Annotated in this window: 18 protein-coding genes; 3 read left to right on the top strand and 15 right to left on the bottom strand. The window is 46.3% G+C overall.

Annotated features, from left to right (window positions below):
* Positions 1 to 11 precede the first annotated feature (11 nt).
* From IAQ59_RS18260 to IAQ59_RS18270, 3 genes are read right to left on the bottom strand one after another with little or no spacing between them, the layout of a single operon-like run.
* Entirely contained in the window at positions 12 to 230 is a 219-nt protein-coding gene (locus IAQ59_RS18260; RefSeq protein WP_245189695.1) for an AtpZ/AtpI family protein, read from the bottom strand.
* Between the two features lie 26 nt (positions 231 to 256).
* A complete protein-coding gene (locus IAQ59_RS18265; protein ID WP_209332287.1) occupies positions 257 to 625 on the bottom strand; it encodes a bactofilin family protein in 369 nt (122 codons plus the stop codon).
* 2 nt (positions 626 to 627) lie between these two features.
* Positions 628 to 1,497, bottom strand: a complete 870-nt coding sequence (locus IAQ59_RS18270; protein ID WP_209332288.1) for a M23 family metallopeptidase — start codon at positions 1,495 to 1,497, stop codon at positions 628 to 630.
* Positions 1,498 to 1,607: 110 nt separating this feature from the next.
* Here IAQ59_RS18270 and porW point away from each other — a divergent pair, with 110 nt between their 5' ends.
* From porW to uvrC, 3 genes are read left to right on the top strand one after another with little or no spacing between them, the layout of a single operon-like run.
* Complete coding sequence (porW, locus tag IAQ59_RS18275; protein ID WP_209332289.1) at positions 1,608 to 4,256, top strand: type IX secretion system periplasmic lipoprotein PorW/SprE; 2,649 nt, start codon at positions 1,608 to 1,610, stop codon at positions 4,254 to 4,256.
* A gap of 1 nt (position 4,257) precedes the next feature.
* Positions 4,258 to 6,570 carry a penicillin-binding protein 1A gene (locus IAQ59_RS18280; RefSeq protein ID WP_209332290.1) on the top strand — a complete coding sequence of 771 codons (2,313 nt, stop codon included), beginning with the start codon at positions 4,258 to 4,260 and terminating at the stop codon, positions 6,568 to 6,570.
* 57 nt (positions 6,571 to 6,627) lie between these two features.
* Entirely contained in the window at positions 6,628 to 8,436 is a 1,809-nt protein-coding gene (gene uvrC / locus IAQ59_RS18285) for an excinuclease ABC subunit UvrC (RefSeq protein ID WP_209332325.1), read from the top strand.
* A 73-nt stretch (positions 8,437 to 8,509) separates the two neighbouring features.
* Here uvrC and IAQ59_RS18290 read toward each other — a convergent pair whose 3' ends face one another.
* The 12 genes from IAQ59_RS18290 to IAQ59_RS18345 all read right to left on the bottom strand — a co-directional run bounded on the left by IAQ59_RS18290 (position 8,510) and on the right by IAQ59_RS18345 (position 24,960).
* Complete coding sequence (locus IAQ59_RS18290; RefSeq protein ID WP_209332291.1) at positions 8,510 to 9,625, bottom strand: NHL repeat-containing protein; 1,116 nt, start codon at positions 9,623 to 9,625, stop codon at positions 8,510 to 8,512.
* Positions 9,626 to 9,628: 3 nt separating this feature from the next.
* Positions 9,629 to 11,110 carry a DUF1501 domain-containing protein gene (locus tag IAQ59_RS18295; protein ID WP_209332292.1) on the bottom strand — a complete coding sequence of 494 codons (1,482 nt, stop codon included), beginning with the start codon at positions 11,108 to 11,110 and terminating at the stop codon, positions 9,629 to 9,631.
* Positions 11,111 to 11,114: 4 nt separating this feature from the next.
* Positions 11,115 to 14,384 carry a DUF1553 domain-containing protein gene (locus IAQ59_RS18300; RefSeq protein ID WP_209332293.1) on the bottom strand — a complete coding sequence of 1,090 codons (3,270 nt, stop codon included), beginning with the start codon at positions 14,382 to 14,384 and terminating at the stop codon, positions 11,115 to 11,117.
* Positions 14,385 to 14,808: 424 nt separating this feature from the next.
* Positions 14,809 to 15,624, bottom strand: coding sequence for a type IX secretion system ring subunit PorN/GldN (gene porN, locus IAQ59_RS18305; RefSeq protein WP_209332294.1), 816 nt, complete (start codon positions 15,622 to 15,624; stop codon positions 14,809 to 14,811).
* A gap of 46 nt (positions 15,625 to 15,670) precedes the next feature.
* Positions 15,671 to 17,272 (bottom strand): type IX secretion system motor protein PorM/GldM, encoded by a 1,602-nt coding sequence (porM, locus tag IAQ59_RS18310; RefSeq protein ID WP_209332295.1) that lies wholly within the window; start codon positions 17,270 to 17,272, stop codon positions 15,671 to 15,673.
* Positions 17,273 to 17,328: 56 nt separating this feature from the next.
* On the bottom strand, positions 17,329 to 18,141 hold the full coding sequence (gene porL / locus IAQ59_RS18315; RefSeq protein ID WP_209332296.1) for a type IX secretion system motor protein PorL/GldL: 813 nt from the start codon (positions 18,139 to 18,141) through the stop codon (positions 17,329 to 17,331).
* Between the two features lie 60 nt (positions 18,142 to 18,201).
* On the bottom strand, positions 18,202 to 19,296 hold the full coding sequence (porK, locus tag IAQ59_RS18320) for a T9SS ring complex lipoprotein PorK/GldK (RefSeq protein ID WP_209332297.1): 1,095 nt from the start codon (positions 19,294 to 19,296) through the stop codon (positions 18,202 to 18,204).
* A gap of 116 nt (positions 19,297 to 19,412) precedes the next feature.
* The gene (locus IAQ59_RS18325; RefSeq protein ID WP_209332298.1) at positions 19,413 to 20,390 is read right to left on the bottom strand and encodes a PorP/SprF family type IX secretion system membrane protein; all 978 of its coding nucleotides are present in this window, start codon (positions 20,388 to 20,390) and stop codon (positions 19,413 to 19,415) included.
* Positions 20,391 to 20,467: 77 nt separating this feature from the next.
* Positions 20,468 to 21,241, bottom strand: coding sequence for a uroporphyrinogen-III synthase (locus tag IAQ59_RS18330; RefSeq protein WP_209332299.1), 774 nt, complete (start codon positions 21,239 to 21,241; stop codon positions 20,468 to 20,470).
* A 27-nt stretch (positions 21,242 to 21,268) separates the two neighbouring features.
* Positions 21,269 to 22,390: a DUF4271 domain-containing protein gene (locus IAQ59_RS18335; RefSeq protein ID WP_209332300.1), complete on the bottom strand. Its 1,122-nt coding sequence runs from the start codon at positions 22,388 to 22,390 to the stop codon at positions 21,269 to 21,271.
* The gene (locus IAQ59_RS18340) at positions 22,391 to 24,124 is read right to left on the bottom strand and encodes a BamA/TamA family outer membrane protein (RefSeq protein ID WP_245189697.1); all 1,734 of its coding nucleotides are present in this window, start codon (positions 24,122 to 24,124) and stop codon (positions 22,391 to 22,393) included.
* The gene (locus tag IAQ59_RS18345) at positions 24,118 to 24,960 is read right to left on the bottom strand and encodes an SMP-30/gluconolactonase/LRE family protein (RefSeq protein WP_209332327.1); all 843 of its coding nucleotides are present in this window, start codon (positions 24,958 to 24,960) and stop codon (positions 24,118 to 24,120) included. Before IAQ59_RS18345 ends, IAQ59_RS18340 begins: the two co-directional genes overlap by 7 nt.
* Between the last annotated feature and the right edge of the window lie 257 nt (positions 24,961 to 25,217).

The raw sequence follows: 25,217 nt of genomic DNA on the forward strand, positions 1-25,217 counted from the left end.
GCAGCGTTGGACTAGTTACGGTCTGTAGGAAGGCTTTTGAATAATTGATAAAAGGCAATCAGCGTACCCAAAAAAGAGCCCGTCAATAACCAAACGGGAAAACTATAAGTCGTATTGTCATCCAATCGATGCCCGAGGTATCCTCCCAGTCCTATCAGGGCCATCATTTGAAAGGCCAATCCGATGAAGCGGACATAACCTGGGGTATCTTTTTCGCGGGGTATTTTCAAGTAAGTGAGTACTTAATCGCTGCGGGTCATTCGGATCTATCTCCCATATGGCATTTGCCGTTTAGTTCCGCACCGTTTTCAATAATGAGTTTCTTTGTATAGATATCACCTAATATAACGGCAGTCTTTTTTAGGTAAAGGGCACCATTGCATCGGATCTCGCCTTTCACATGTCCGGCAATTTCTATTTCCTTGGCTGATAGGTTTCCATGCACCTCGGCCGAATCGCCCACAATGATTTTATTTTGGGATTCCAGAGATCCTTCTACCGTACCCTCCACCCGAATATTTCCCGGAGTGGCAATGTTCCCGACAATGACCGTTCCCGCAGCTACTAGGTTGCTGGAACTGACCATCTCCGTAGCATTAAGCTTATCTTCCTTATTAGTTGCCATAGTTAGTCGAACGTAATGAATTCCTGCGGATTCAAGGGGTTGCCTTTGTACCAAAGTTCTAAATGCAAATGCTGTCCCGTGGTCAGTTCACCGGTATTCCCTATGATGGCCACGATCTCTCCTCCCCGCACGGCATCACCTACCGACTTCAATATTACTGAATTATGTTTGTAAATTGAAATCAGCTCATTCGAATGCTGTATTCCCACCACATAGCCGGTTTCCAAAGTCCAAGAGGCGAAAATAACCGTTCCCTCGGCGATGGCTTTGATAGGTTCATTTTCTGCAGCTACGATATCTACACCAAAATGATTGCTTGACGGTGTATAACCGCTTACTACCACCCCTTTCAGCGGGGGAAAGAAATAGGTATCGGCAAAGGCACTGTTGTTTATTCGACCAAAACTGGTTTCATCCAGTGGCATGCTTTCAAATTCACTGATAACACTCAGCGTAGCTTCACTGTACTTATAAAGGTCGATTTCACTTCGGTTTACCTCCAGTTGGGCCGGTTCCTGATTGATGAGCGTATCCTCGGGCATTTCACCTCCGGAGATAATTTGCTGTATGTTTTTCACATAGCGATCTTTCGCCTGAACCTCCATAATGAGTGAATCCACTACTTCGGACAGCTGATAGATCCGTGCGGTATTCTCAGACTCAATATACGCTGGGTCAAACCAACGGGCCAGCAACGTCTTGGAAAGCATCAATGATATGCCAAATGAGGTAATGAGCAACAAAAACAACAATAAAGCGATCCTTATTTTCGTAATACTGATAGAGGTGATTACAGAAAAATCCTCCTCTCTTCGGATCACGAAAAGAAATTTTGTCTCTATCCAATCGTTTAATTTCTGTTTGAAGCTCAAGTTAGGTGCGTTTGTATGATCTTAGGAAGTGCAAAAATAGGATATTAATGGAAGTCTTTACATATTTATTTTAAAAGAGGTAATTTGCAGGCACTTAAACCCGACCGAAGTTGAGAAGTAATACGCTATATACTGTCTTTTTGTTTTGCATCCTTTTAGTCACCTCCTGCACTTCGCAGAAGGATACGTACATGAACAGGCTGTACCATAACACAACGGCCAAATTCAACGCGTATTTTCTGGCGTTGGATAAAATACGGGAAGTGGAGGCGAACATTGAGTCCGAATACGAGGAAGACTATTCGCAGGTGTTGCCCGTTTTTTACCCCATTGACAGTACGGTGATCGAATCCAACAATGAAGCACTGATGCAAGCGAGGGACTTGGCCTCCAAAGCCATCGATTGGCATAGAATCAGCAAATGGGTAGATCCTTCCTATTACCTGTTGGGCAAAATCGACTATTTCCAAGGTAACTTTGACGAAGCCCAAAATACATTCAAATACCTCAATGTGAACAGCAAACAAAAAGAGGTTCGCCACTTATCGCTGATCGGATTGTTGCGGTCATTCATAGACCTTCAAAAATTTGACGATGCCGTGTACGTGATGGACTTTCTGTCCAAAGAGTCCGGAATCAGCGATGAGAATCGATTTCTGCTGTACCAGACCTTGGCGTATTACTACGAGGCCAAAGGGGAAACGGATATGGTGGCTCCTGCGCTTTTTCGGGCACTGGAATTTGCCGAAGATAAAAGGGCCATTTCCCGAATGAATTTTATCTTGGGACAACTCTATCAGCAGGCGGGACTAGACGCCGTTGCCTACGAATATTACCAAAAGGCGATCACGGGAAGCCCCAGTTACGAACGAACCTTTTTTGCGGTTCTCTATTCCCAGCAGGTAGCAGAACTGGGAAAAAGCAAAGACCTTCGCCGGGTAAGGAGCTACTACGATGACCTGTACAAAGACCGGAAAAACCTTGAATTTAGGGATGTAATCCTCTACGAAAAGGCCCTATTTGAGTACAAACAAAGCGAAAAAGAAGAAAGCATTCGATTACTTACCTTAGCCGCGAAAGAACCCACCGAAAACCGTCGGCAAAAAGGGTATATTTACGAGAAGCTGGCAGACATTTACCTACAGGACTACAACGACTTCCTGACTACCAAATACTACTTGGACAGTGCTATGAAGCAATTCCGGGAGGGCGACAAAAACTACGAGGTACTGGCCGCAAGAAAGGAAATATTTGACCAATACGCCTTAAATTTCGAGTTGATCCAAGCCAATGATAGCCTGATTTCGCTTAGCCGGCTTTCTCCCGAGCAGCAGGAAGCCTATGTGGACGATTTTCTCAAAAAGGAGGAAGAGCGCTTGATCCAGGAGGCAGAGATGCAGCGAAACAAAAAACCCTCTGGAATTTTTGATAACCTCTTGGCATCTGCAGGAGGTGGTGGCTCGGGCACATCGTTTTACTGGGAAAATCCAAGCGCCATGTCACAGGGAGCCATCGAATTTAATCGCGTGTGGGGAAACCGACCCTTGACTGACAACTGGCGTAGAAGCGCACGTGGGTTTCAAGAATCTCCCAACACCGATAATTCTCAAGATGCAGGTATTCAATCAATCTCCGAAGACCAGGAAATGACTTCAGCGATGGCCGCCCTGAATCTTCCAGATCGGCAAAGCTTGCTCTCCCGCATTCCCAAGGACCAAGCGACCATAGACCGGTTGGTAGACGAGATGGAGGATGCCAACTTCAATTTGGGAAAATTATTGTTTTTTGATCTCAAGGATCCGCATCGGTCGATTTCTTACATGGAGACCTTGGTAAACGAATACCCGGGTACCCTAAAAAAGCCCGAAGCCTATTACACCCTGTACCTTGCGAATAAAGAATTGGGACAGGACTTTGGACAATATGTATCTTTATTGAACAAGGAATTTCCAGAATCCCAATACACCAAATCGGTCAATAATCCCGAGTCGGTATCCGGAACACAGGCCAATTTTGAGTCTTCACAAAATTATGCGGCCGCTTACCGCCTATATCAGACAGGAAATTACCAAGACTCAAGGGAACTCGTCCGGAACACATTAAATAGCTATCCGCTGACCAAAAACACCGATAGGCTGTTGATTTTGGATATAATGAATACGGGCAAGCTCGGTAATTTAGAAGAATACCGAATCAAGCTCGAAAATTTCCTCTTGAACGCTTCCGATCCGGAATTGATAAACTTGGCAAGGAAAATGCTAGATGGCGTAGGAGGTGGCGAAGAACAGGATGACGCCATGGCAGATGCGGCCCATGATAGGGAAGAAGAGCCGGAAAAAACTACCGAAGTGGGAAATGGTGATACCGAAGAAGCCGCCGAAGAGCAGATTTACCGGGTCAATGAATCCCAAACCCATGTCTTTATTTTAGCCATGGAACCAAGTACGGCGGCGGAATCAAAAAACCTGACGGCAGATTTGGAGAAATTTCACAGCACAAATTTCCCCAACGATCGCCTGCGGACAGGAACGATCGCCTTGGACAGGGAAAACACCATTGTGATCATCAGCCCATTTTCCAATTATGAAAAGGCGCGGGTTTACCGAGATCAGTTTTTAAATTCTTTTAACACCGAAAACCTACCGGAGGAGGCAAAATTGAGTAGTTTTGTTATTTCGATAGAAAACTTCCAACAACTGAATCGACGCAAAGACCTCGAAGAATATCGGACCTTCTTCCGGAAGTCATACAACAACTAAAATGGCAAAGCAAAAACCTACTACCACCGGATTTAACGTCCAAAGAACCATCAAGTACCTTTGGATTTTTTTTGTGGCGAGCATCCTCGGATTTGTGTTGTTTATCTTAGCGGTAAGCTCCAACTTTTTGGGCCTTTTCGGAAGCATGCCCGACTTCAAATCCTTGGAAAACCCGGAGAGCGAGTTGGCTTCCGAGTTATTCTCAGCTGACGGCGTCTTGCTGGGAAAGTATTTCCGAGAAAACCGCAGCCCTGTGACCTATAACGAATTGAGCCGCAACCTCATCAATGCCTTGATTGCTACGGAAGATGTTCGATTCGATGATCATTCTGGTATAGACCCGCGGGGAATGGCCCGAGTACTATTTAAAAGCCTCATCCTACAGCAGCGGGGGGCAGGCGGAGGGAGTACGCTTAGTCAGCAAACAGCGAAAAACCTGTTCAAAACAAGAACTAAAGAAATGCAGGGTACCCTAAATAGGGTTCCAGGCCTAAGTATGCTAATCATCAAAACCAAAGAATGGTTAGTGGCTGCCCAACTGGAAAAATCCTACACCAAGGATGAAATCCTTACCATGTACCTCAACACCTCGGATTTTGGCAGCAATGCCTATGGGATAAAAACCGCTTCCAAAACCTTCTTCAATAAAGAGCCCAATGACCTAGCAGTGCAGGAGGCAGCTACCTTGGTGGGCCTTTTCAAAGCACCTACATATTACAGCCCCGTATTCAACCCCGAAAATAGCCTCCGCCGTAGAAATACTGTTTTGGCACAAATGGAAAAGTACGGATTTCTGTCGCAAACGGAATTTGACTCCATCTCCAGCCTTCCGATTGAACTGGAATATCGGGTAGAAAACCACAACGAAGGGATGGCTACCTATTTCCGAGAAGTTGTCAAGGCTGACTTATTGAAATGGGCAAAGGACAACCTGAAGCCCGATGGATCTTCGTACGATCTTTTTGGCGATGGCCTTCGGGTTTTTACCACGATTGACAGCAGGCTTCAGCGCTATGCGGAAGAGGCTGTAGCCACCCATATGGCCGACCTGCAGAAAAAATTTGAAGCAGAAGTGGGCAAACGCGAGCCATGGATTGACAACCAAGGCAGGGCAATCCCCAATTTTATCGAAAATGCCGTTAGGCGCACCGAGGCCTATCGCCTACTGAAGCTAAAATACGGGGACGATAACGATTCGATCCAATACAAACTCAACGAAAAGAAAAAAATGCGTGTCTTTTCATGGAATGAAGGAGAGGTAGATACGCTCATGAGCACCATGGATTCCCTTCGTCATTATAAAAAGTACCTGCAAACCGGATTTGTCACCATGGATCCCCATACCGGCCACATTAAATCTTGGGTGGGAGGCATCAATCACAAGCACTTCAAATACGACCACGTAAAGCAGGGTAAACGACAACCTGGCTCCACGTTTAAACCGTTTGTGTACGCAGCGGCAATTGAAAACGGCTACGGACCCTGCTATTCCGTCATCGATCAACCTGTAGAGGTGAGTGTACCCAACCAGCCTATCTGGCAACCCAGTAATGCAGATGGCAAGTTTACATACGAACGCATGACCATCCGAAAGGCGATGGCACAGTCGGTAAACTCGGTTACTGCATACATGATGAAGAAACTTAGTCCTCGCGTGGTGGTAGAAACGGCCCACCGAATAGGCATTACCAGCGACCTGGACGAAGTGCCGGCATTGGCTTTGGGAACGAGTGATGTATCCATATTGGAGATGGTGGGCGCATTCGGAACCTTTGCCAATAAAGGAGAGCACATCACACCCATTTACATAGACCGAATCGAGGACAAAAATGGAAATGTACTGTATCAATTCATTCCCAAAAAACGTCCTGCAATGAGCGAGGAGCATGCCTACCTGATGCTATACATGCTTCGTGGAGGCACCGAAGAAGAGGGAGGCACCAGTCAGGGAGTGCCATGGACACTCCGAGATCAAGGGAATGAAATCGGCGGTAAGACGGGAACTACACAAAACGCTTCAGACGGCTGGTATATGGCCGTAACCAAAGACCTGGTCAGTGGAATATGGGTAGGAGGAGATGACCGTGCCATCCACTTTAGAAGCTGGATCAGCGGTCAAGGCTCCAGAACGGCCCGTCCCATTTGGACCAATTTCATGGCCAAAGTCTACGACGATCCCTCCACGGGTATCACCAAAGGACCCTTTCCCATGCCGGAAAGACCTTTGAGTATGGAAATCGACTGTTCCATGTATGACCTCAACCGACCGGATTTCGACGATTTCCAGTTTGACAGCCAAACGACCGACTTCTAATCCCCGATTGATGGCTGCACCTGTGCAGACATGGTAGGCCAAATTACCGCATTCATGATGGAATCACCTGCATACCGTCCGGAGGAATACCACCACTTACCGGATCAACCGGGCGTATACCGCTATTACAACGCCGCAGGAGAGTTGATTTACGTGGGCAAAGCGAAGAGCCTGAAAAAGCGGGTAGCCAGCTATTTTGGAAACAGCATAGGCATCAATCGGAAAACCCGAAGAATGGTAAAGGAGATTGATAGGATCGAATTTACCCTCGTCAACTCAGAGTTTGACGCACTGCTGTTAGAAAACAACCTTATCAAGAAATCCCAGCCCAAATACAACATCCTCCTAAAGGATGACAAAACATATCCCTATTTACTGCTTACGAAAGAACACTATCCCCGAATTTACCCGACTCGGAAGGTTATTCCTTCAAAAGGCACCTATTACGGTCCATTTGCCAGTGTAAAAGGCATGAATAACGTATTGGAGCTTATACGATCCCTGTTTACCATCCGAACCTGCAAGCTCGACCTATCACCCGCCAAAGTAGCAGCAGAGAAATACAAAGTATGCCTGGAGTACCACCTTGGAAATTGCCTGGGACCTTGCGAGCGCCTGCAATCCGAGGAAGATTATCAAAAGGACATCGAACAGGCCAAATACATTCTAAAAGGCAATCTGGGTATTGCGAAGGGATATTTTAAGGAAAAGATGCAGGAGGCTGCACAAAGCCTGGCGTTTGAGGTAGCCCAACGGTACAAGGATAAGCTGGATCTATTGGAAAAATACCAAGCCAAATCGTTGGTTTTAAGCCAAAGTATAGGCAGCTTGGATATTTTTAGCATTGTGGTAGACGAAAAAGTGGCATTCGTAAACTACTTAAAAATCAAGGACGGCGCTTTGATCCTTTCAAAAACGGTGGAATTGCGAAAGCGGCTGGACGAAGAACCTGCAGAACTGCTCCTAACGGCAGTAATCAGGCTTCGGGATCAGTTTCAGAGTGAAGCAAAAGAGGTATTGGTAAACATTCCGATGGAAGAAGAAATCGGAGACTTCCAAGTTACCGTACCCAAAATTGGCGATAAGCGAAAACTTATTGAGCTTTCCCTGAAAAACGCCCTGTATTACAAAAAGGAAAAAGCCCTGCTGACCGGTGAAGTCCAAGACAAGAAGAACCGTATTCTGCGCCAATTGCAAAGCGACTTATCCCTTCCGGAACTGCCTGATCACATCGAATGCTTTGACAATTCCAATATTCAGGGAACACATCCCGTGGCAAGCATGGTTTGCTTCCTGAATGGAAAACCTGCAAACAAAGAATACCGCCACTATCATATTAAAACCGTGGAAGGCCCGAATGACTTCGCAAGCATGGAAGAAGTCGTGGGAAGACGATACCAACGCCTACAAGAGGAAGAAAAACCCCTTCCCAAGCTAATCGTAATCGATGGAGGCAAGGGTCAGCTTTCTTCTGCGGTGAGTGCATTAAAAGCGCAGGGAATCTACGGCAAAATCCCCATCATCGGCATTGCCAAACGCCTGGAAGAAATCTACTTTCCGGAAGATTCCTACCCAATCTACATCGATAAAAAATCAGAATCCTTACGCCTTTTGCAGCGCATCCGGGATGAAGCCCACCGATTTGCCATTACCTTTCACCGAAATGTCCGCAGCAAAAATGCATTTGGAACACAACTCACAGAAATAGAAGGAGTGGGAAAGCTGACCGCAGAAAAGCTACTTAAGCACTTTAAATCCATCAAAAAGATAAAGGAAGCTAGCTTAGAAGAAATGCAAACTGTCATCGGCAAAGACAAAGCCGAGAAAGTCATGGCAAAAATCATCGAATGGCGGAAATCAAGTTAATACCAGTCGTTTGCTATTTTTTCGGATTAGCAGGGCACCTTGGTTCCCGTAGGTAGCCAATAGGATCAACCCTCTATATTCGTTCCAGCTTCATAGGATAGGTCCTCCCGCCATTCCATTGGCACACATAGATATTTTCATCTTGGTCCACACAGACATCATGCCCATGACTCAGGAAGGGGACTTCCTGGATCTGATGTTCTAACATGCCATTTATGTACCGAGGTGCCTGTCCGCCTGGATTGGAGATCACCCGATCCTGCTCGTCCAAGATGGTGATGTATCCCGTACCCGCTTTTGCTTTACCATCTATTTGCGACCAACATACGCCCGCGTACACGTTTTTCCCATGAATTACTGCCCTATTTACCATTGCCCCGGGGATCGTGACGGTTTTTTTGTATCGTCCGTCAAGCGTGTAAAACTTAAAAGAGCACTCTTCGCGGGACGTTACAATCAATTGTGGCTCGTCTGGATTTCTGGTGTCCAGCGTAACTCCATGTGCGGTTTTCAGTTGGTAGTTGGGATCCGAATTATTCCTACCGCCAAAATGTCGGATGTATCGGCCATGCTGATCGTACTGTATGATGTAGCAGGAGCCGTATCCATCGGCTACATAAATATCTCCGTTGGGTCCGATTGCGGTCTCCGAGGGCTTAAAAGCCATGCCTGGCTCATACACTCCGATCGTTTGGGGATGTCCCAAATTGAACACCAATTCTCCTTTCATGGTGATCTTCGATACAAAGCCATTGCCACTGAAGTACTTCCACTCATCCGGATGCTTGTGGTCGTGAAACCAACCACTGTCCGTAATATATAAAAACTCTTCACCTCCCTCTTCACTCAGGGTGAGTCCGTGGCCTCCAGGAAACCGGTTACAAAAAGCATCAAGCAGATTCCCCGATTGATCATAAAAAATGAGGTTGTTCCGGGGTTCATCGGTCAGTAGGATGATCCGCCCTTTGGAATCGATCACCATCTCGTGGCAGTTATCGATCGGCACCTTTTTGGGGTCGAGCTGACCCCACTGCGTGTCTACCCGATACTTAAAATCCCCGTGACCCACGATTTCTCCATTGAACTTATTGGAGCTTGGACGGTAATTGGGGAGGTTCCCGACTGCATGCAACGTGGGAAAAGCCGCTCCCACGGTGGCTACTTTTGCTATGAAATTTCTTCGTCTCATGGATTAAGCCAATATATCTTTTACCACATGGCCATGAACGTCGGTAAGGCGATACCGTCGTCCCTGGTGCTTGAAGGTGAGTCTTTCGTGATCTACCCCTAGCAAATGAAGCAGGGTTGCCTGAAAATCATGCACATGAACCGGGTTTTCAACGATGTTATAGCCGAAGGGATCGGTTTTTCCGTAAACCTTGCCTGGCTTGATCCCTCCCCCTGCCATCCAAGCGCTGAAGGTTCTAGGATGGTGATCCCTTCCATAGTTGGATTTCGTTATTTTCCCCTGTGAAAAACTGGTTCGACCAAATTCCCCTCCCCAAATGACAAGCGTGTCTTCCAGCAGGCCCCGCTGTTTGAGGTCCTTTACCAGGGCCGCTGAGGCCTTGTCCGAAGACATTGCCATTTTTGTGATTTCGTCCGGGAGATTTCCATGTTGATCCCAACCCATATGATACAATTGGATAAAGTTTACATCTCGTTCGGCAAGCCTGCGCGCCATTAGGCAATTATAGGCGTAGGTACCCGGAATTCGTGCCTCCTCGCCATATAAATTGAAAATATAGGCGGGTTCGTCCGAAAGGTCTGCGATTTCGGGAACGCTGCTCTGCATACGATACGCCATTTCGTACTGGCTTAATTTGGAATCAATTTCCGGATCGCCCCATACCTCTTTTTGTTCCGCTTCCAATTCGGCCAAATAGTCCAACTCTGAGCGACGGCGTTCTCTGGTAATACCATTGGGATTACTTAGGTATAGGACCGGGTCATGACCGGAACGAAAGCGAACGCCTTGATGATGGGACGGCAAAAAACCACTGTTCCAAGCTTGCATGTTTAGGTTTTGGGCCCCATTCTTCCCGCGGGACAACATGACAATAAAGGAAGGAAGGTTGTCATTCGAACTCCCGAGGCCGTAACTCATCCACGAGCCGATACTCGGCCTTCCGACTTGTTGTGAACCGGTTTGCATAAAAATTACTGCAGGTTCGTGGTTAATGGCATCGGTATGCATGGAATTAATCATGCAAATATCTTCCGCAATGTCGGCTGTATTGGGCATAAGCTTGCTAAAATAACCGCCGGTCTTGGGGTGCTGCGTAAATTCGAATTGAGAGCCGACTAGCGGGAAGCTGGATTGTGCCGCCAACATTCCGGAAACCCGTTGTCCCCCCCTTACAGAGTCGGGAATTTCCTCTCCCTGACGCTTGTTTAATTCGGGTTTGTAATCAAACAATTCGAACTGGCTGGGTCCCCCACTTTGAAAAAGGTAGATGACCCGCTTTGCCTTGGGTGTATGATGGGTTCCTCCCAAAATTCCGCGATTATTGACCAATTGTCGATCAATTTCTGCTGAGCCAGAAGCCTTCAAGAAGTTGGGGAAAAGGAGACTACCCAAGGCCAGTCCGCCCAGGCCTCTCGACGTTTTTTGTAGGAACTCCCTGCGGGTTTTGAAATATTCATTCGCCTGAATTTCTTTCAAATAGCTCATGTTGTTAGTTTTTGTAGTAGGACTCTGTTGAATTCAGGATCGTATTGGCTACACGTGCCATTGCCGCAGAATTTGTAAAAGGAATGTTTGCGGAGGGAGCCTGGTATCCAATGTTTAAAAACTCCTTGGCCGCCATAGGTTCCTTGGCAAAGTACGCGGCTTCTTCAGCATATTGTCTTTCCAAAATAGCATGCTCCCGGTCCGTTGGTTTTCTGCCGATCAAGGCCAGGAAAAGGGCATCGATGGATTTAGAGATGTCCATACCCGACTCGAGAAGAACCTTTTCTGAAAGAACCCGGCAGGCTTCAAGTATCTGCGGGCTATTCAGCAACACCAAAGCCTGCAATGGAGTATTGCTTCGCTGTCGCTGAACCTGACATTCAGACCGATTGGAGGCATCAAACACAAGCATACCTGGAGCGGGCGCATTCCGCTTCCAAAAGGTATAGATGCTTCGTCGATAAAGACCGTTTTCGTAATCGATCTTATATTCCGGAAAAAATGCATGGGTGATCGTCTCCCTCCATAGTCCTTCCGGCTGATAAGGGAAGGCTGACTCCCCTCCCACAATTGGTTGCAACAGCCCACTTACCGCCAGCACATTGTCTCGCACCATCTCGGCGGAGCGGCGGTACCGGGGACTTCTGGCCAACAGCAGATTGTCCGGATCGATTTCCCGAAGGTCTTCCCGGATAACGGAGGACTGCTTATAGGTAGACGAAGTCACCATCATTTTGATCAAACGCTTAACATCCCAGCCACTTTCTTGAAAGTCAATGGCCAGCCAATCCAACAGTTCGGGATGGCTGGGCAACGCCCCCTGATTACCAAAATCCTCGTTGGTCCGTACCAGCCCGCGGCCAAACATCAGATACCACAGCTGGTTCACAGCCACCCGGGCTGTGAGAGGATTATCTTTGTGGGTCAACCATTTACCGAGTCCGTATCGGTTCTTGGGAAGCTCCTCCGGCCAGGGTAGGATGGCGGAGGGAACGCCCCTTTCAACTCGCTCTCCCGGGGAATCGTAAGCCCCTCGTTCCAACAGATAGGTCGGTCGGTCGTTTTCATAATCGCCCATCACCATGATCTCCTGAACTGTATCGATGGCCATCACTTCTTTCAGCTGTAGAGCCCGTAATGCCTCTCGTTGGCGTTCCAGTTTCTGATCTACATGTAGGGAATAAAATTCCAACGCTTCCTTGGATTGGGAAGCGACCGATTTGCGAAACCGCTCAACTCCCGTTTCCTCATCGTATAGGTATGTAGCCACCAATTCGCCAGCTTCCTTATCAAGCACCCGAACCTCATCAATCATGCCGCCGTCGAAATCCGCATCGTAGTGACTGGCACCCATTACGAAACCTTCGTATTTCAGGTATACAAAGCCTTTTGGATCTTTGTAGGGTACGGTAGAGCGGTAAATATGGTCTCGTTGGATGGCTAGATCAGCCTTCTTCCCATTATGCCAAACGGTCATCCCCTTGGCCGAACTAGACCCGTCATAGGTCCAGACAAAGTGGTGCCACTCATTCAAGGGTAATTTTTCGGTTAGCCGTACCTCCAAGGATTGGAAGGGATGGGCATGGTTTAATCGAAAGGAAAGCCGCGTGGAGTCCATCCAAACATCCCATCCTCTATAGCCTTGAATTCTACCATTTCCATTATATAGAATTCGGGCCTCATCAAACTCCTTTGGCGTTTTAATCCAAAAACTCACCGTAAAAGGGTCCATACGCTCAAAGCTGACCCTACTGCCATCGGCAATCACTTTGCCCTCATTGTATTCGATTGCCTTGCCCTTTTTGCCATCCACCAAATTATGCCCGAAAATCCGTGCTACCCCAGACCCCTTCGCATAGTCCTCGACGGTTTCATCGACGATACTATCAAATCGAAGATCTATTTTGGTGACCTTCTCTACCACACTTTGTAACATGGCGTAGCCAGGCTGCGATGCAGCCCAAGCTAGCGCCTCCGTCTCATTCAGCTGGCTTTGCGATTCAATTTCGGAAGCTTTGGCATCGATTTCCTCCAGCAAAAAGGCTCTGATTTCCGCGACTTCCTCCGATGGAAGTGGCATGACCGGACCCGCATTCATCGAGTATTTATTGGGGATACGGCTGCCATTTTCAATAGAATTTCCAGAAAAGATCGCATCTCCCCGTTCAATGGTACTATTGAAGAAGGCATATAATTGGAAGTAATCCTTTTGGGAAATGGGGTCGTATTTATGATCATGGCAGCGGGCACAAGATACCGTCAGCCCCATAAAAGCCGTTCCTACCGTATTCGTTCTGTCTGCGACGTATTCAACCCGAAACTCCTCCGGGATGACGCCTCCTTCTGAATTTTGCTTATGCAGTCGATTAAAAGCGGTCGCCAACCGTTCCCCTTCGGTTGCGTTTGGAAGTTGGTCACCGCCGACCTGCGCAACCACGAACGCATCGTAGGGCATATTCTGATTAAAAGCATCGATAACCCAATCCCGATAGGGCCACATTTCATGATGAAAATCATCCAGGTATCCTTCCGTATCGGCAAATCGAGCTACATCCAGCCAATGTGCCGCCATGCGCTCCCCGTAACGAGGAGAGGCAAGCAGGTCATCTACCAGTCTTTCAAAATAATTGCTAGTACTGTCTGCCATAATCGCTTCCAACTGACCCACGGTAGGAGGGAGTCCCGTTAAGTCGAAAAAGACCCTCCGCACCAGAATCTCCTTTCGGGCTTCCGGGGAAGGAGCAATCCCAAATTTATCCAGCTTCGCTGCTATAAAGTAATCTATCGCATTGGCCGCCCAGGACTCGTTTTTGATTTCCGGAAGGGTGGCTCTTTCAGGCTTGATGAACGACCAATGCTTTTTGTATTCAGCTCCTTGCTCCACCCATTTGATCAATAGCGCCTTTTCTTCTGTCGTAAGGTGCAAGTTCGATGCTGCAGGGGGCATCATGATCTCGGTATCCTCAGATAGGATTCGACGAACCAGTTCACTTCTGCGCAGATTACCCGGAACAATGGCCCTATTTCCGCTTTGCAGCAACGCAAAGGCCCCTTGGGAAGCGTGCAGAAATAAGCCGGCTTCCTGATTGTTTTTGTCGGGTCCGTGACAGGCAAAACACCGATCAGATAGTATTGGCTTTATATGAAGGTTATAGTCTACGATTTCGGGTAGGGAATGCGCTGCCCTTTCGACGTCTTGGGGCGTATCGACCCCGCAGCCTAAAAAAAGGCATGCCATAAAAACAAAGACAATCTCCAATCTGAAGTGTATCATTTTCGCCTACTCCCTATTTACACCATTATCCAAATGCGTAGAATTAGATACGCTTTTTAATCCAGCGTTCCCTAAGGTACAAAAAAATCTTTCAATGTATACCTATGCTCACTTAGGAAAGTTGGGGGAATTCACCCCGTCATCCTGGTGCACTGCCCGCTTCCATTGAGCCCCATTGCTCCTCTGTAAAATCTTATTCTGATACAAACCCAATTGCACTCATCCTGCATTCGTCTAGACACGGTGAAATCTTTGGTTAGATGCCACAGGAAGCCGCATCGAAAGGGCCACTTTCTTGACTCACAGTTCTATTCCCCCGCCACAGTCTTAGAAATTCAAACTCCTTTACATTAAAAAAGCCGACAGGCTGACTTTGTGAAAAGTCAGCCTGTCCGTTCAATTATTTCCCCTTTTAAATACCAATTTACCATTCCCAGAGGTCATTCTCCCATTCGAGTAACTTGTATTCAAACTCCAAAGACTTTAAGTAGGCCTGCATTTTGGCGTTTGGATCGCTGTTATCCACCATATCGGCAATCAAGGCATTATCCGGGTTGGTATACTTCCGCACCACCGACCGGAAAAGCCTCAAGTCAAACGCTTGACTGTAGGGAATATTCTTAGATGGATTTTGATAATTTACCCACTTTGCATCAGGATGATTTTTGAAATGCTCGTAGAAATCCTTGTATTTAAAAAACCCGATAGTACGTTCCCCAGCATTACTGTTGGTTTCAGAGGGCATGGTTAGTATAATGTATTTTACATCAAACTTCGTCTCCGAGCGGTTTTTGTCGAAGATAAAGTCTTCCTTAAAATCCACGTAATAAAGGTCTCTCACAAAGATGCTATCACCGATCTCATTAATCCAAAAGTTTGATTGAAAATCAGTAATGGACAGCTCCGTGGTGAAATCCTCATCTGCATAAGGAGTTAACTCCATATTCTCAACAGCTTGAAGGATATTGCGCATGATTCCACCCAGCTTCAGCCCACCGGTACCATAAAATGGAAGGTTAAACTTCTCCCTCAGGTCTATCCTTCTCCATACGGAAATCTGATACATCTTATCGTCTTCCCGAATGGGCAAAACAGAAAAAGTCGTGTCCATCTTCATCCCTGAATCGCCCCCAACAGAGGGGTTCTGGGAGTCAGGTCCTTGTGCCCGCGCTTCTGATCCGACCAAAAGCAGCAGAAAGCTAACCCCGATTACTGAAAATATTCCCTTCAATGCGTTCATGATGCTGTACTTTACTGGTGTATGTCAGATAACGAAACGATTTGTCTTAGCGTATGTTAATCGTGTAGACTTCGTTGAGCTGACTCCTAATTTTATTCCCCTGAAAGTTTGTTCTGGTAACCTCGTTAACGATTACGATCAACTTGTCTCCCGCCTGAGCCTCTGCAAGCAAGCTGGTAGTAGAAACACTCTCGCCGGAAATTCGAACACTGGAACGAGGTACATCGTTTCTAACCAAACGAACTTCGCCGGCCGATACCTCGAAATTAGCATCCTTAGCCATGGTCTGAGCAAATGTCGGCTCAGGAATCGCCCTAACCTTCAATTGCCTAGGCCCCGGAAAAGGGAAGGTATTTTGAAGATCAATCGCATTGTCCCCGTTAAACAGACGTATGGTCGGCGCAGGAACCGGACGGATATCGTACTCCAAAGATCCAATACGATTGCCACCGCTCGCCACGGTGATGTTTACCTTTCCACTGGCTCCTGGAATAATAGTTACATCTGCGGGCCGCGTACCTTTGATGGCCTGTCCTCCACTTACCGAAAATTCCGGTGCATAGGAATTACCCAAAGCAGGTACATCGATATTCAGTTCGTTTGCGCACTCTGCGTAAAGCTGACGAACGACAACCGAAGAAACCTGGATTACGGGCTGCGCGACAAAATACTCGTAATCGACTGTCAATACACTATCCACTCCCCCGATAGGAACAACTATTTCACCACGGAGTTTCCTAGCTGCCAACCCCCTGTCATCGTAACTGCCTGCGGGCGGAACAGGGAACTCAATTTTACCGAAGCCATCCTCTACCGGGATTTCACGACCATCCGCAGTCATTCTTAATTGTACCCCAGAAGAAGATGAAGCTACAAACATGTCCGCTTCAAACCTCGTACCCGCTGCAACGATATTCGAATTGGCCGCCACACGGGCCATCAACTTATCTGCCTCAAAAATAAAGGATCCCAGGGAGTTGGTAATGCGGTTTAGCGCTTCACTTTCCACATTTAAAATCTCATTCTGATGCTGACTCAATATTGCCAAAACCGCACCCACAGGAGATTTGACGTAGTTGAGATTTACATAGTCCTTGTAGTTTACTTCGCTATCGTTTTTGAATAAATCAATCTCGTCGGCATTTTTTGCGATGTCGCCAAAGGAACCGTCCAACCCAAGTCCTTCCAGTATGCGATTAACCTCCGCCGGATAGCCATTTAATTTTTCCTGCATCTCATACCCTACCCGATTATTATTGAAGAGGTTACCGGGAACTTCTACGTTTTTGAGGGCCGCAGTTCTAAAATTACCCTCTTCATTCAACAAATCGGCTTGTTCTATCAGGGTCTCTTTGATATCCTGAATGTAATTAAACATTTCCCTACTCAGCGATCTAATTTCCCTAGACGCAGCTAGCTTTGGCAGATCCTTTTCATTGTTTCCCTGTTGTTCCACCGTCGAAGCAATGATACTAACCGACATTTCATTTTTTCGAATGAAATTTTCCGAGGTTCTCTCCAGTCCATCGTTGAGAAGGATAAACTTTTGTAGGATTTGGTTGCTTATTTGTAGGGCCAAAAGAGCGGTAAGGACAAGGTACATCATACCTATCATCCGCTGTCTTGGTGTCTCTTTTCCACCTGCCATAATATTATCTTATTTGTTTACTTAACAACAAAATGTATCTACAGTCTTACTTTGGCTTATCCCTTCATTGCAGAAAGCATGCCCCCGTAAATCTTGTTTAGAGAGTTTACATTTGTGTTAAGCTTGGCCAATTCGGTTTTGAAGGCTTGTGTCTCTTTTCCAGCTTCGTTTAGGCCTTCCATCGCAGCAGTGATATTGGAATAGAACTTGTTAATCACCTTGACGTGATTTTGCGAGTCCTGCAGTTCCATCTCATATATATTGTTCAGGGCACTAAGATTTTTGGTCACACTCACGATCTGATCGCGATATTGCTTCGCATCTTGGCTGGCGGAAGACATTTCTGCAAGCGCAGAAGCTGTCTTTTCATAAGAATCATTGATAGATATGAGCGTTTGGCTGGCCTTTCGTACGTTTTGTGCGTAATCGTTGGTAGCTACCGACGCATCTGCCAAGCTTCCCATCTTCTCAGTAGAACTAACCAAATTCTGAATGCCTTTGCCTAGACTTTCGATTAATTCCGGTCCAATTTTTGCATTCTCCAACATTTGATCCAGCTTTTGGGTGGTATTGTCGGTAGCAGCTTTGGTTGCCTTCTTTACCGGCACTGCCGCAGCATTGGGATCATCTGCAAGTTCCGGGTACACCCGTGTCCAATCAACTTCTTCGTGCTTGGGTTCAAAGGCCGACAGGAAAAATATAAACGCCTCGGTACTCAACCCGACACCAATCATCAGATTCGCCAAGGGTAGATCCAAAATCTTAAACATGGCACCCAAAATTACCACTGCGGCGCCAATTCCGTAAATTTTTGGCATTATGTTCGTGTAGAACTTGTAGGCCAGAGAGTTTTTGTTCGTTGCTGACATATTATTTGCTAAAAAAGGGGTGATATATAAAATTGAATTTTTGGAATTTGAATTTACCTGTTATCGTCTGCTTCTTCGATTTGTTTTCACGCTCATAGAGCCCGATCGTCCTATGTAGGTCATCGCCGTTCGAAACCCAATGTGTGCTGTTTTCACGTCTTGGTACTCATAGCTTCTCGCGCTTGTCTCCAAGAAATGCGCGACATCTTTCCAAGAACCGCCACGTACCACTTTCCTTGGTTCGTTGGCATCAAAAAACGTCGGATTCATATCCCAAACCATCGCACTTGCTGCCGGGTTGTACGCATCCTCCACCCACTCAGAAACGTTACCCGCCATGTTATAAAGCCCAAACGCATTTGGTGCAAAGGCATCTACAGGCGCCGTGTAGGCAAACCCATCATCTATGTAGTTTCCTCTTCCCGGCTTGAAGTTGGCCATCAGGCAGCCACGTCTGTTTTTCAGGTAAGGCCCCCCCCAGGGATACTTCGCAATATCTTTCCCTCCCTTTGCAGCATATTCCCACTCTGCTTCAAACGGCAACCGAAAACGCGGCATGTCAAACTCCGAGCGATCGTTGGCATTCATGTGGTATGATTTCCATTCACAGAATTTTTTTGCCTGATCCCAACTGACACCTACCACGGGGTAGTCGTCAAATGCCGGGTGATCAAAATAATACTGCATTAATGGATCCCCGTAGTGATGGGTAAAACTGTTTGTCCACACAGTGGTATCCGGGATGAGTTCATCAATATTAAACTGAGGTGGGTCCGCTTGGGTGGTGGGAGTACCGAGCGCAAGATCTCCCATTCGAACCGATTCTAAAAATTGCCGATATTTGTTATTGGAGACCTCGTATTTATCCATAAAAAACTCAGAGATCGTCACCTGCTTGTTCATAGAAGACATACTGAGCGAGATGTCCTCATCTGCTTGACCCATCCAAAACGTTCCTGCCTTCACAGGAACCATCTGATGCGGTAAGGCTTGCTGCCATCCTGAACGCTTTGGCACCCCGGTTACTTCCCCTCTTCGGTTTAACTTCTCGCTGGCTGCACCTTTGCTGCCAAAAAGCCCACAGCCCTGGAGGAGTGTCGCGACAACTAGCCCGACGGCAAGAGCAAAATAACGCGAGTCCATTTTTCTTAACATAAATGACATTAAATTAATAACATTCAATTTCAACTATTTACATTCGCAAAGAAATCGAAATTTAGTAGAAAATGTCAGAAAAACACAAGCTTATTGTGCTTTTTGGTTCCGATATTTTAAAACCTAAATCTCGGTGTCCGCTGTATAACCCTCTCTAGCTCCTTCTTAGCCTGAGGTAGATTGTAAGTGAGCATAAATTCGTGCGTAGTCGGAGACTTCGCTTCGAGCCCTCCTACTACCAGATCAAATGCATAACCCAACCTCAACGAATTATCTTTCATCAGGCTGTAACCCATTAGAACCGAAGCAGATTCTTCTCCTCTGTACGCTAAACCAAGACTCAATTTTTTGTTATACGTGCCTATAACGCTGACATCGTACGAAAAATTATTCAAAGATATGGATTTTAATAATATACTTGGTTCAACACTGAAAAGCGCAAAAGTGTTTATCCTGTAGCCGACTAAAACATAATGATGATTTTCTAAGCGGTTTTCGAAGCCTTCGCCGAAGTCAAACGAGGGTTCGTTAAAATGCCGTATGCTGGCTCCAGCATAAAAATTGCTGCGATCGTATAGCAGGCCCATTGAAATGCTGTTGTTGATCTGATTCTCGCGGCCTCCGGAGCCAACCAAGGGATCCGGATTTACGCCTTCCAGGTTCCCATAATCTATCGTGCTGGAAAAAAAACCGCCGGATGCTCCCAAACTTAACCTTCCCCGGCCCATCCTCAAGTGATAAGCCAATGCTAAATTTACTTCTTGGTTATTGATGGCACCAATTTGGTCGTTCACTACTGTAAGTCCAACACCCAAGTTTGCCTTCTCGAGTGCACTGGAAACGGTTATCAACTGGGTGGTAGGGGCGCCGCCTCCACCTGTCGCCGTACTGTAGGACAACCACTGACTCCGATGCAGGGCCGTGATCGCATGGCCTGATTCCTTGCCGGCAAAGGCCGGGTTAAAAAATTGCCCATTATACATATATTGCGTAAACTGAGCATCCTGCTGCGCATGGGAGAGCATCGGTACCAACAAACAGACACCCAACAATATCCATTTTACACGTGCATGCAGGTAAACTTTTCGGATCATGTGTGAATCACATTTTGTGTTTGAAAACCTATTCTACACATTTTAACTCAATTTACCTTACAAAAGATTAAAAGATGTTATAATTTATTTGCCTTTTTTATGTAGAGCTCCAGTGCTCCGGTCATACTTGGGGCATTTGGTAACGGTGCTTCAATGTCTAGTATGAGGTTCTGTTCCCTTACTGCCTGGGCTGTAGTAGGACCAAAAGCGGCAATACGGGTGTTATTTTGCTCAAAATCAGGGAAATTGTGGAACAGCGATTTGATGCCGGATGGACTGAAAAAAGCCAAAATGTCGTATTTGATATCCTTGAGATCCGATAGATCTGCCGCAACGGTGTGGTAAATAATCGCTTCGGTAAAATTGATGTTGTTTTTGGTCAGGAAATCAGGAATGTCTTCCTTTCTGATATCTGAACAGGGAAAAAGGTATTTTTCGCCTTTGTGCTTCTTGAAATAATCAAAAAGATCCGAGGCGGTTTTACTCCCAACAAATAATTTTCGCTTTCTGATCACGATGTATTTCTGCAGGTAGTGTGCGGTCTGCTCGGATATGCAAAAATACTTCATGTCTGCAGGCATCTCAATCTTCTGTTCTTGACAAAGACTAAAAAAATGGTCGATTGCATTCCTACTGGTAAATATAATCGCAGTATGCTTGAGGATATCAATCTTTTGCTTTCTAAACTCCTTCAAGGGAACGGGCTCCACCTGAATAAACGGACGAAAGTCAATCTTGATTTTGTATTTTTCGGCCAACTGAAAATAAGGTGACCGTTCATCAGAGGGTTTTGGCTGTGAAACTAGAATGCTTCTGACTCGTTGGAGTCTGTCTTTTACGGCCTTAGTCATCTTTATTTTTCCTTTGTTAGTATAGGTTTACCCAATGAGCAATCTTGAAATCACCAAAAAGGGAATTAATTCTGAGGTGCAAATGTACGAAAATAAATGATAATTCTTAAAGGACAATCTTTTCCTCATTAAGACACCTAATACCAACAATGCCAAGATATAACAACTGAAAAAAGCTTTTAAGAAAAAGATTACAAAATCTTCTATGGCGTGATACTCGTTGGCGAGGCCTATGAGCATCACGCAGGTAATCACTAACGTACTCAGGGAAAGGACCCGCAGTATATACAGAAAGTGTGGAATCTCGAACTTAGCGATATCAAATACATACGTGCTGATCCTTAGCCAGATAACCTTTAAAGTGGAGGCAGCCATCAAGAGCAGTGTGCCCGCAATCCAAATGAAAAAATAGTGGTTCATATCATTGATTAGCACCAGGCCGATCGGCGCTACTGATAAAACCTTGGATATGGTTATTATGACCAGCATCAACAACATGTTTAATAGAAGTAGGTAGTAAAGCAGCGCATTGGTAAAAAACTTCGTAAATGAACTGCCTTCCGTAAATTCCTCCGACGAAATGAGATAGCGTGGATTTAAAAATAACGGAAAAACGACCGGGTGAATCATTCGAAACAACGCTCCCAAAAGCATCAGCAAAAAAAGCGAAGTAAAGAAAAACTCCGGAAACACATCCCGTTCGCGTTGGGCATAATCACCCAAAAATCCCTGGCTGGAACCTTGATCGTACAAGCCTGGAGGGTTCGGCCCCATTTTTCTGATAGAGGCTTCCTCTGCACGAATCCCCTTTTTGTAAAGGGTGAATTCAGCGGTAGAATCATCTAAGGGCAGCACCGCATTTATATCCTTGAGCGGTAGCTTTAATAGCGTATCCGCATCTGCCTGCAACCACAAAATGTGTTCTATAAACAACGTGGAGCCTTCCGGCATCTGAATATGGAAAGTGCTTAGCGGAAAGCTCGCCCTATCCACCGATACTTGGATGCCGGCTGGGCGGTCGTAAAATTGGCCGGAAGGAAGGAGGGAAAAACGCTCATCGTAATTTTCCAACACTTGTGAAAATGCTGGAGCGCCTGCCAGCAAATTCATCAAAAAAAATAGCCCCAAAAGCTGTACCTTGCTGTTCATTTAAAATCTCCCTGTATAGCCAAAGTGTATGCGTGAATAATTAAACCCGAACGGCTGATCTGCCGAAGTTCCGAGCGCATAGACAAAATGAAACAGGCCACCTGAGGTTTGTATGCTAAAACCACCCCCAAACGAATAGGGAAAGTCTCTGACCAAAGTCGGTAGGCGATTCACCATCACTGCCGCATCTGCAAAAATCAGGAAATAGGTACTAGTATCAAAATAAAATCGGGGTTCTATCGTGGCATGGACATACTGCGAGGCAAAGAAGTGGTTTTCATTAAATCCACGGATGGTCTTGAGGCCGCCCAACCGAAACAAGTCATTCAGAAGCAGGTTTGGATTCTCCATATACCCTGCCTGAACCTGGAATACCGCACCAAAAGTGGGTTTCCAGAGGTGATAATAGCTGTAATCTGCTTGCAAGTAATACTGAAGCGTACGGGTGAGCAAATTTTGGTAAAGCTGAGGGGGAAGACCGGTATTTTGGAGCAAGCGCTTATTGCCTATTCCAACATCAAGTACTGCCCTGCCTCCACGCTTGGGAAAAAAAGCGTCGTCTAAATCCATGTATTCCAGGTTCATTCCATAGTTATTGAAGCGGAAGTCAGCGGCAGAGGGAAGTTCTGTGGCTTCACGGAGGTGAAATGTTGACAGAAGGTCTCCTGCTTGCCGTCGGTTGAAGAAACTCAGGTATAGACTTGGATTGACTCGATAGCCCAGCGAAAACTTAACGTCCCGGTTTAGAAACGTGGTGTCTTCCTTTAATAAATAGAAAGAAGCGCTCACGTCTAAACCCGATCCGAATACCATGGGTTCGGTCGCATCGAGCCGGAGATTTTGGGAATACTGGCTAAGCCTCTGCCAATTGATACGATAGTTTCGTCCTTTACCGGACACATTATAAAGTACCATATCAAATTGGCCGGTGACCAACAGCCGGTTTCCTTCGATTTCGTTTGGTAGGACACCGATGATCCCGTCAATGCTGTTGATCCTTCGATCGTTTACGGGTAAATACAGGGTTGCTTCCTCGTTTTGGAAACTCAGGCGAGGTTCACCGCTTACCTGCAGATAGGGTATGGTCCGGATCGACTTTAACGAACGGTCGACATTCCGCTGGGAAAACGGCGCGCCGGGAACGATCCGCAACGTTTTGCCTAAAAATACCGGTCTGGTTTTGCTATTGCCGGTGATCTTTAGGGTATCAAAGCGAATCAGCGGACCTGGATCATAGTAAATGGAAGCGGAAAACCCATTCCCAATTTTCGCTAGGCTATCTAACCGGATCGACGCAAAGGGAAAACCGGTACGTTGGGATTGATCTAGAATTTTCTCAAACAACCTGGCTAGTGATTCGTAATTCAAGGGCTTGCGATCAAAGGCAAGTGGGTCGAAGCCACTTTGTAACAGGAGATGGTCGGTCAGGTTACCTGCCCGCAATGCCATCCACTCGAAACGCTGAAAGGTTTCAATGACAACAGATAGGTGCTGCGGAGATCGGAGATCGGAAGAAACCACTGCTGCCAACAGGTAACCCTCTGCCTGCAAGCGCAATAGCTGATCCTGTAAGTAAATATGCCTCGAAAGGGAATCGGGAAGGACAATGGTGCTACCATAAGTCCTTTCCCCAACCACCTGAATGGAAAGGGTATCGCTATCTTCCCCCTTGACTATAGTAATCCAGAAAAGGGCGAAGGCAAAAATGAGCAGCCATTTCCCGTGTCTTACCAAACTCCCCTGACCTTCATATCCAATGTGTACACTGCATCCATGGCAGTGATAAACAGTGTTTTTCGATCACCACCTCCAAAACAAACGTTGGATGTCCAGCCGGCATCTACCGGAATGTGACCGATCTGAACGCCTCTGTTGTTGAAAATGGTAACACCGTCTCCCGTCAGGTAGACGTTTCCTCGGTGGTCAATGGTCATACCATCTGAGCCCATTTCTACAAACAACGTACGGTTGGTTAGGTAACCATCTTCCTCGATATCATACACATAGGTCTTTTTGGCACCAATATCTGCCACATACAGTTTTTTGCCATCGGGCGTACCTACCAGCCCGTTTGGCTTTACCAGGTTATCATCCACGCGAAAAAGCTGCACACCGTCCTGACTTAAGTAATACAGGTGCTCACCGTCCTGCTGCATCGCAGGATCTCTTTCCCAATATTCACGCTTATATAACGGGTCCGTAAAATAAATTCCACCGCGGGGATTGATCCACAGGTCGTTCGGACCGTTGAGTTTTTTACCCTTGAAACCCTCCACCAATACCGTAGGGTTTCCTTCCCGATCGATAGACCACAGCTCATTTCCCATATCGGCACATGCCAATAGCTCGCCTTTGAGATTAAAATACAATCCATTTGATCGACCGGAATCTTCGATGAAGGTACTTACCTCGCCGGTCGTAAAGCTCCACTTATGAATTTTGTTGTTGGGCTGATCGGTGAAATAAACATTGCCCGGACGGTCTACCGCAGGTCCTTCGGTGAACTTAAAGCCGTCTGCTACTTTTTTTACTTCTGCATTTTTGGAGACCAAGCTGCCCTTTACCTCCATCTGCGCAAAGGAAGTCGCGGCAAAAAAGGTACAAGCAATCAAAAAGGCGTAGGTTACGTAAAGTTTCTGTTGTCTCATGGGTTTTCGTTGTTTTAACATGTACTAGGGCAGGCTACCTGTCCCATGTATGGGTCCACCTCCTTAGGTCAGTCAATTTCAAAGGATTGTTTGCCCGAAATTAATAAATTTTTTAGATCAGCTTGGAGCCTTATTCGAATTATCCCCAAACTCTTTCTAATTTTGAATGATTGCGGACG

Source organism: Lunatimonas salinarum, assembly GCF_017811155.1.
Taxonomy (GTDB): Bacteria; Bacteroidota; Bacteroidia; order Cytophagales; family Cyclobacteriaceae; genus Lunatimonas; species Lunatimonas salinarum.

Bases quoted from the DNA above. Each gene is read 5' to 3' on its own strand.
- IAQ59_RS18265 (WP_209332287.1), bottom strand. From the start codon at position 625: ATGGCAACTAATAAGGAAGATAAGCTTAATGCTACGGAGATGGTCAGT.
- IAQ59_RS18280 (WP_209332290.1), top strand. From the start codon at position 4,258: ATGGCAAAGCAAAAACCTACTACCACCGGATTTAACGTCCAAAGAACC.
- uvrC (WP_209332325.1), top strand. From the start codon at position 6,628: ATGGAATCACCTGCATACCGTCCGGAGGAATACCACCACTTACCGGAT.
- IAQ59_RS18290 (WP_209332291.1), bottom strand. From the start codon at position 9,625: ATGAGACGAAGAAATTTCATAGCAAAAGTAGCCACCGTGGGAGCGGCT.
- IAQ59_RS18295 (WP_209332292.1), bottom strand. From the start codon at position 11,110: ATGAGCTATTTGAAAGAAATTCAGGCGAATGAATATTTCAAAACCCGC.
- IAQ59_RS18300 (WP_209332293.1), bottom strand. From the start codon at position 14,384: ATGATACACTTCAGATTGGAGATTGTCTTTGTTTTTATGGCATGCCTT.
- porN (WP_209332294.1), bottom strand. From the start codon at position 15,624: ATGAACGCATTGAAGGGAATATTTTCAGTAATCGGGGTTAGCTTTCTG.
- porM (WP_209332295.1), bottom strand. From the start codon at position 17,272: ATGGCAGGTGGAAAAGAGACACCAAGACAGCGGATGATAGGTATGATG.
- porL (WP_209332296.1), bottom strand. From the start codon at position 18,141: ATGTCAGCAACGAACAAAAACTCTCTGGCCTACAAGTTCTACACGAAC.
- porK (WP_209332297.1), bottom strand. From the start codon at position 19,296: ATGTTAAGAAAAATGGACTCGCGTTATTTTGCTCTTGCCGTCGGGCTA.
- IAQ59_RS18325 (WP_209332298.1), bottom strand. From the start codon at position 20,390: ATGATCCGAAAAGTTTACCTGCATGCACGTGTAAAATGGATATTGTTG.
- IAQ59_RS18330 (WP_209332299.1), bottom strand. From the start codon at position 21,241: ATGACTAAGGCCGTAAAAGACAGACTCCAACGAGTCAGAAGCATTCTA.
- IAQ59_RS18335 (WP_209332300.1), bottom strand. From the start codon at position 22,390: ATGAACAGCAAGGTACAGCTTTTGGGGCTATTTTTTTTGATGAATTTG.
- IAQ59_RS18345 (WP_209332327.1), bottom strand. From the start codon at position 24,960: ATGGAGGTAAAGGGCAGCTTGGTCTCCAAAAATGCAGAAGTAAAAAAA.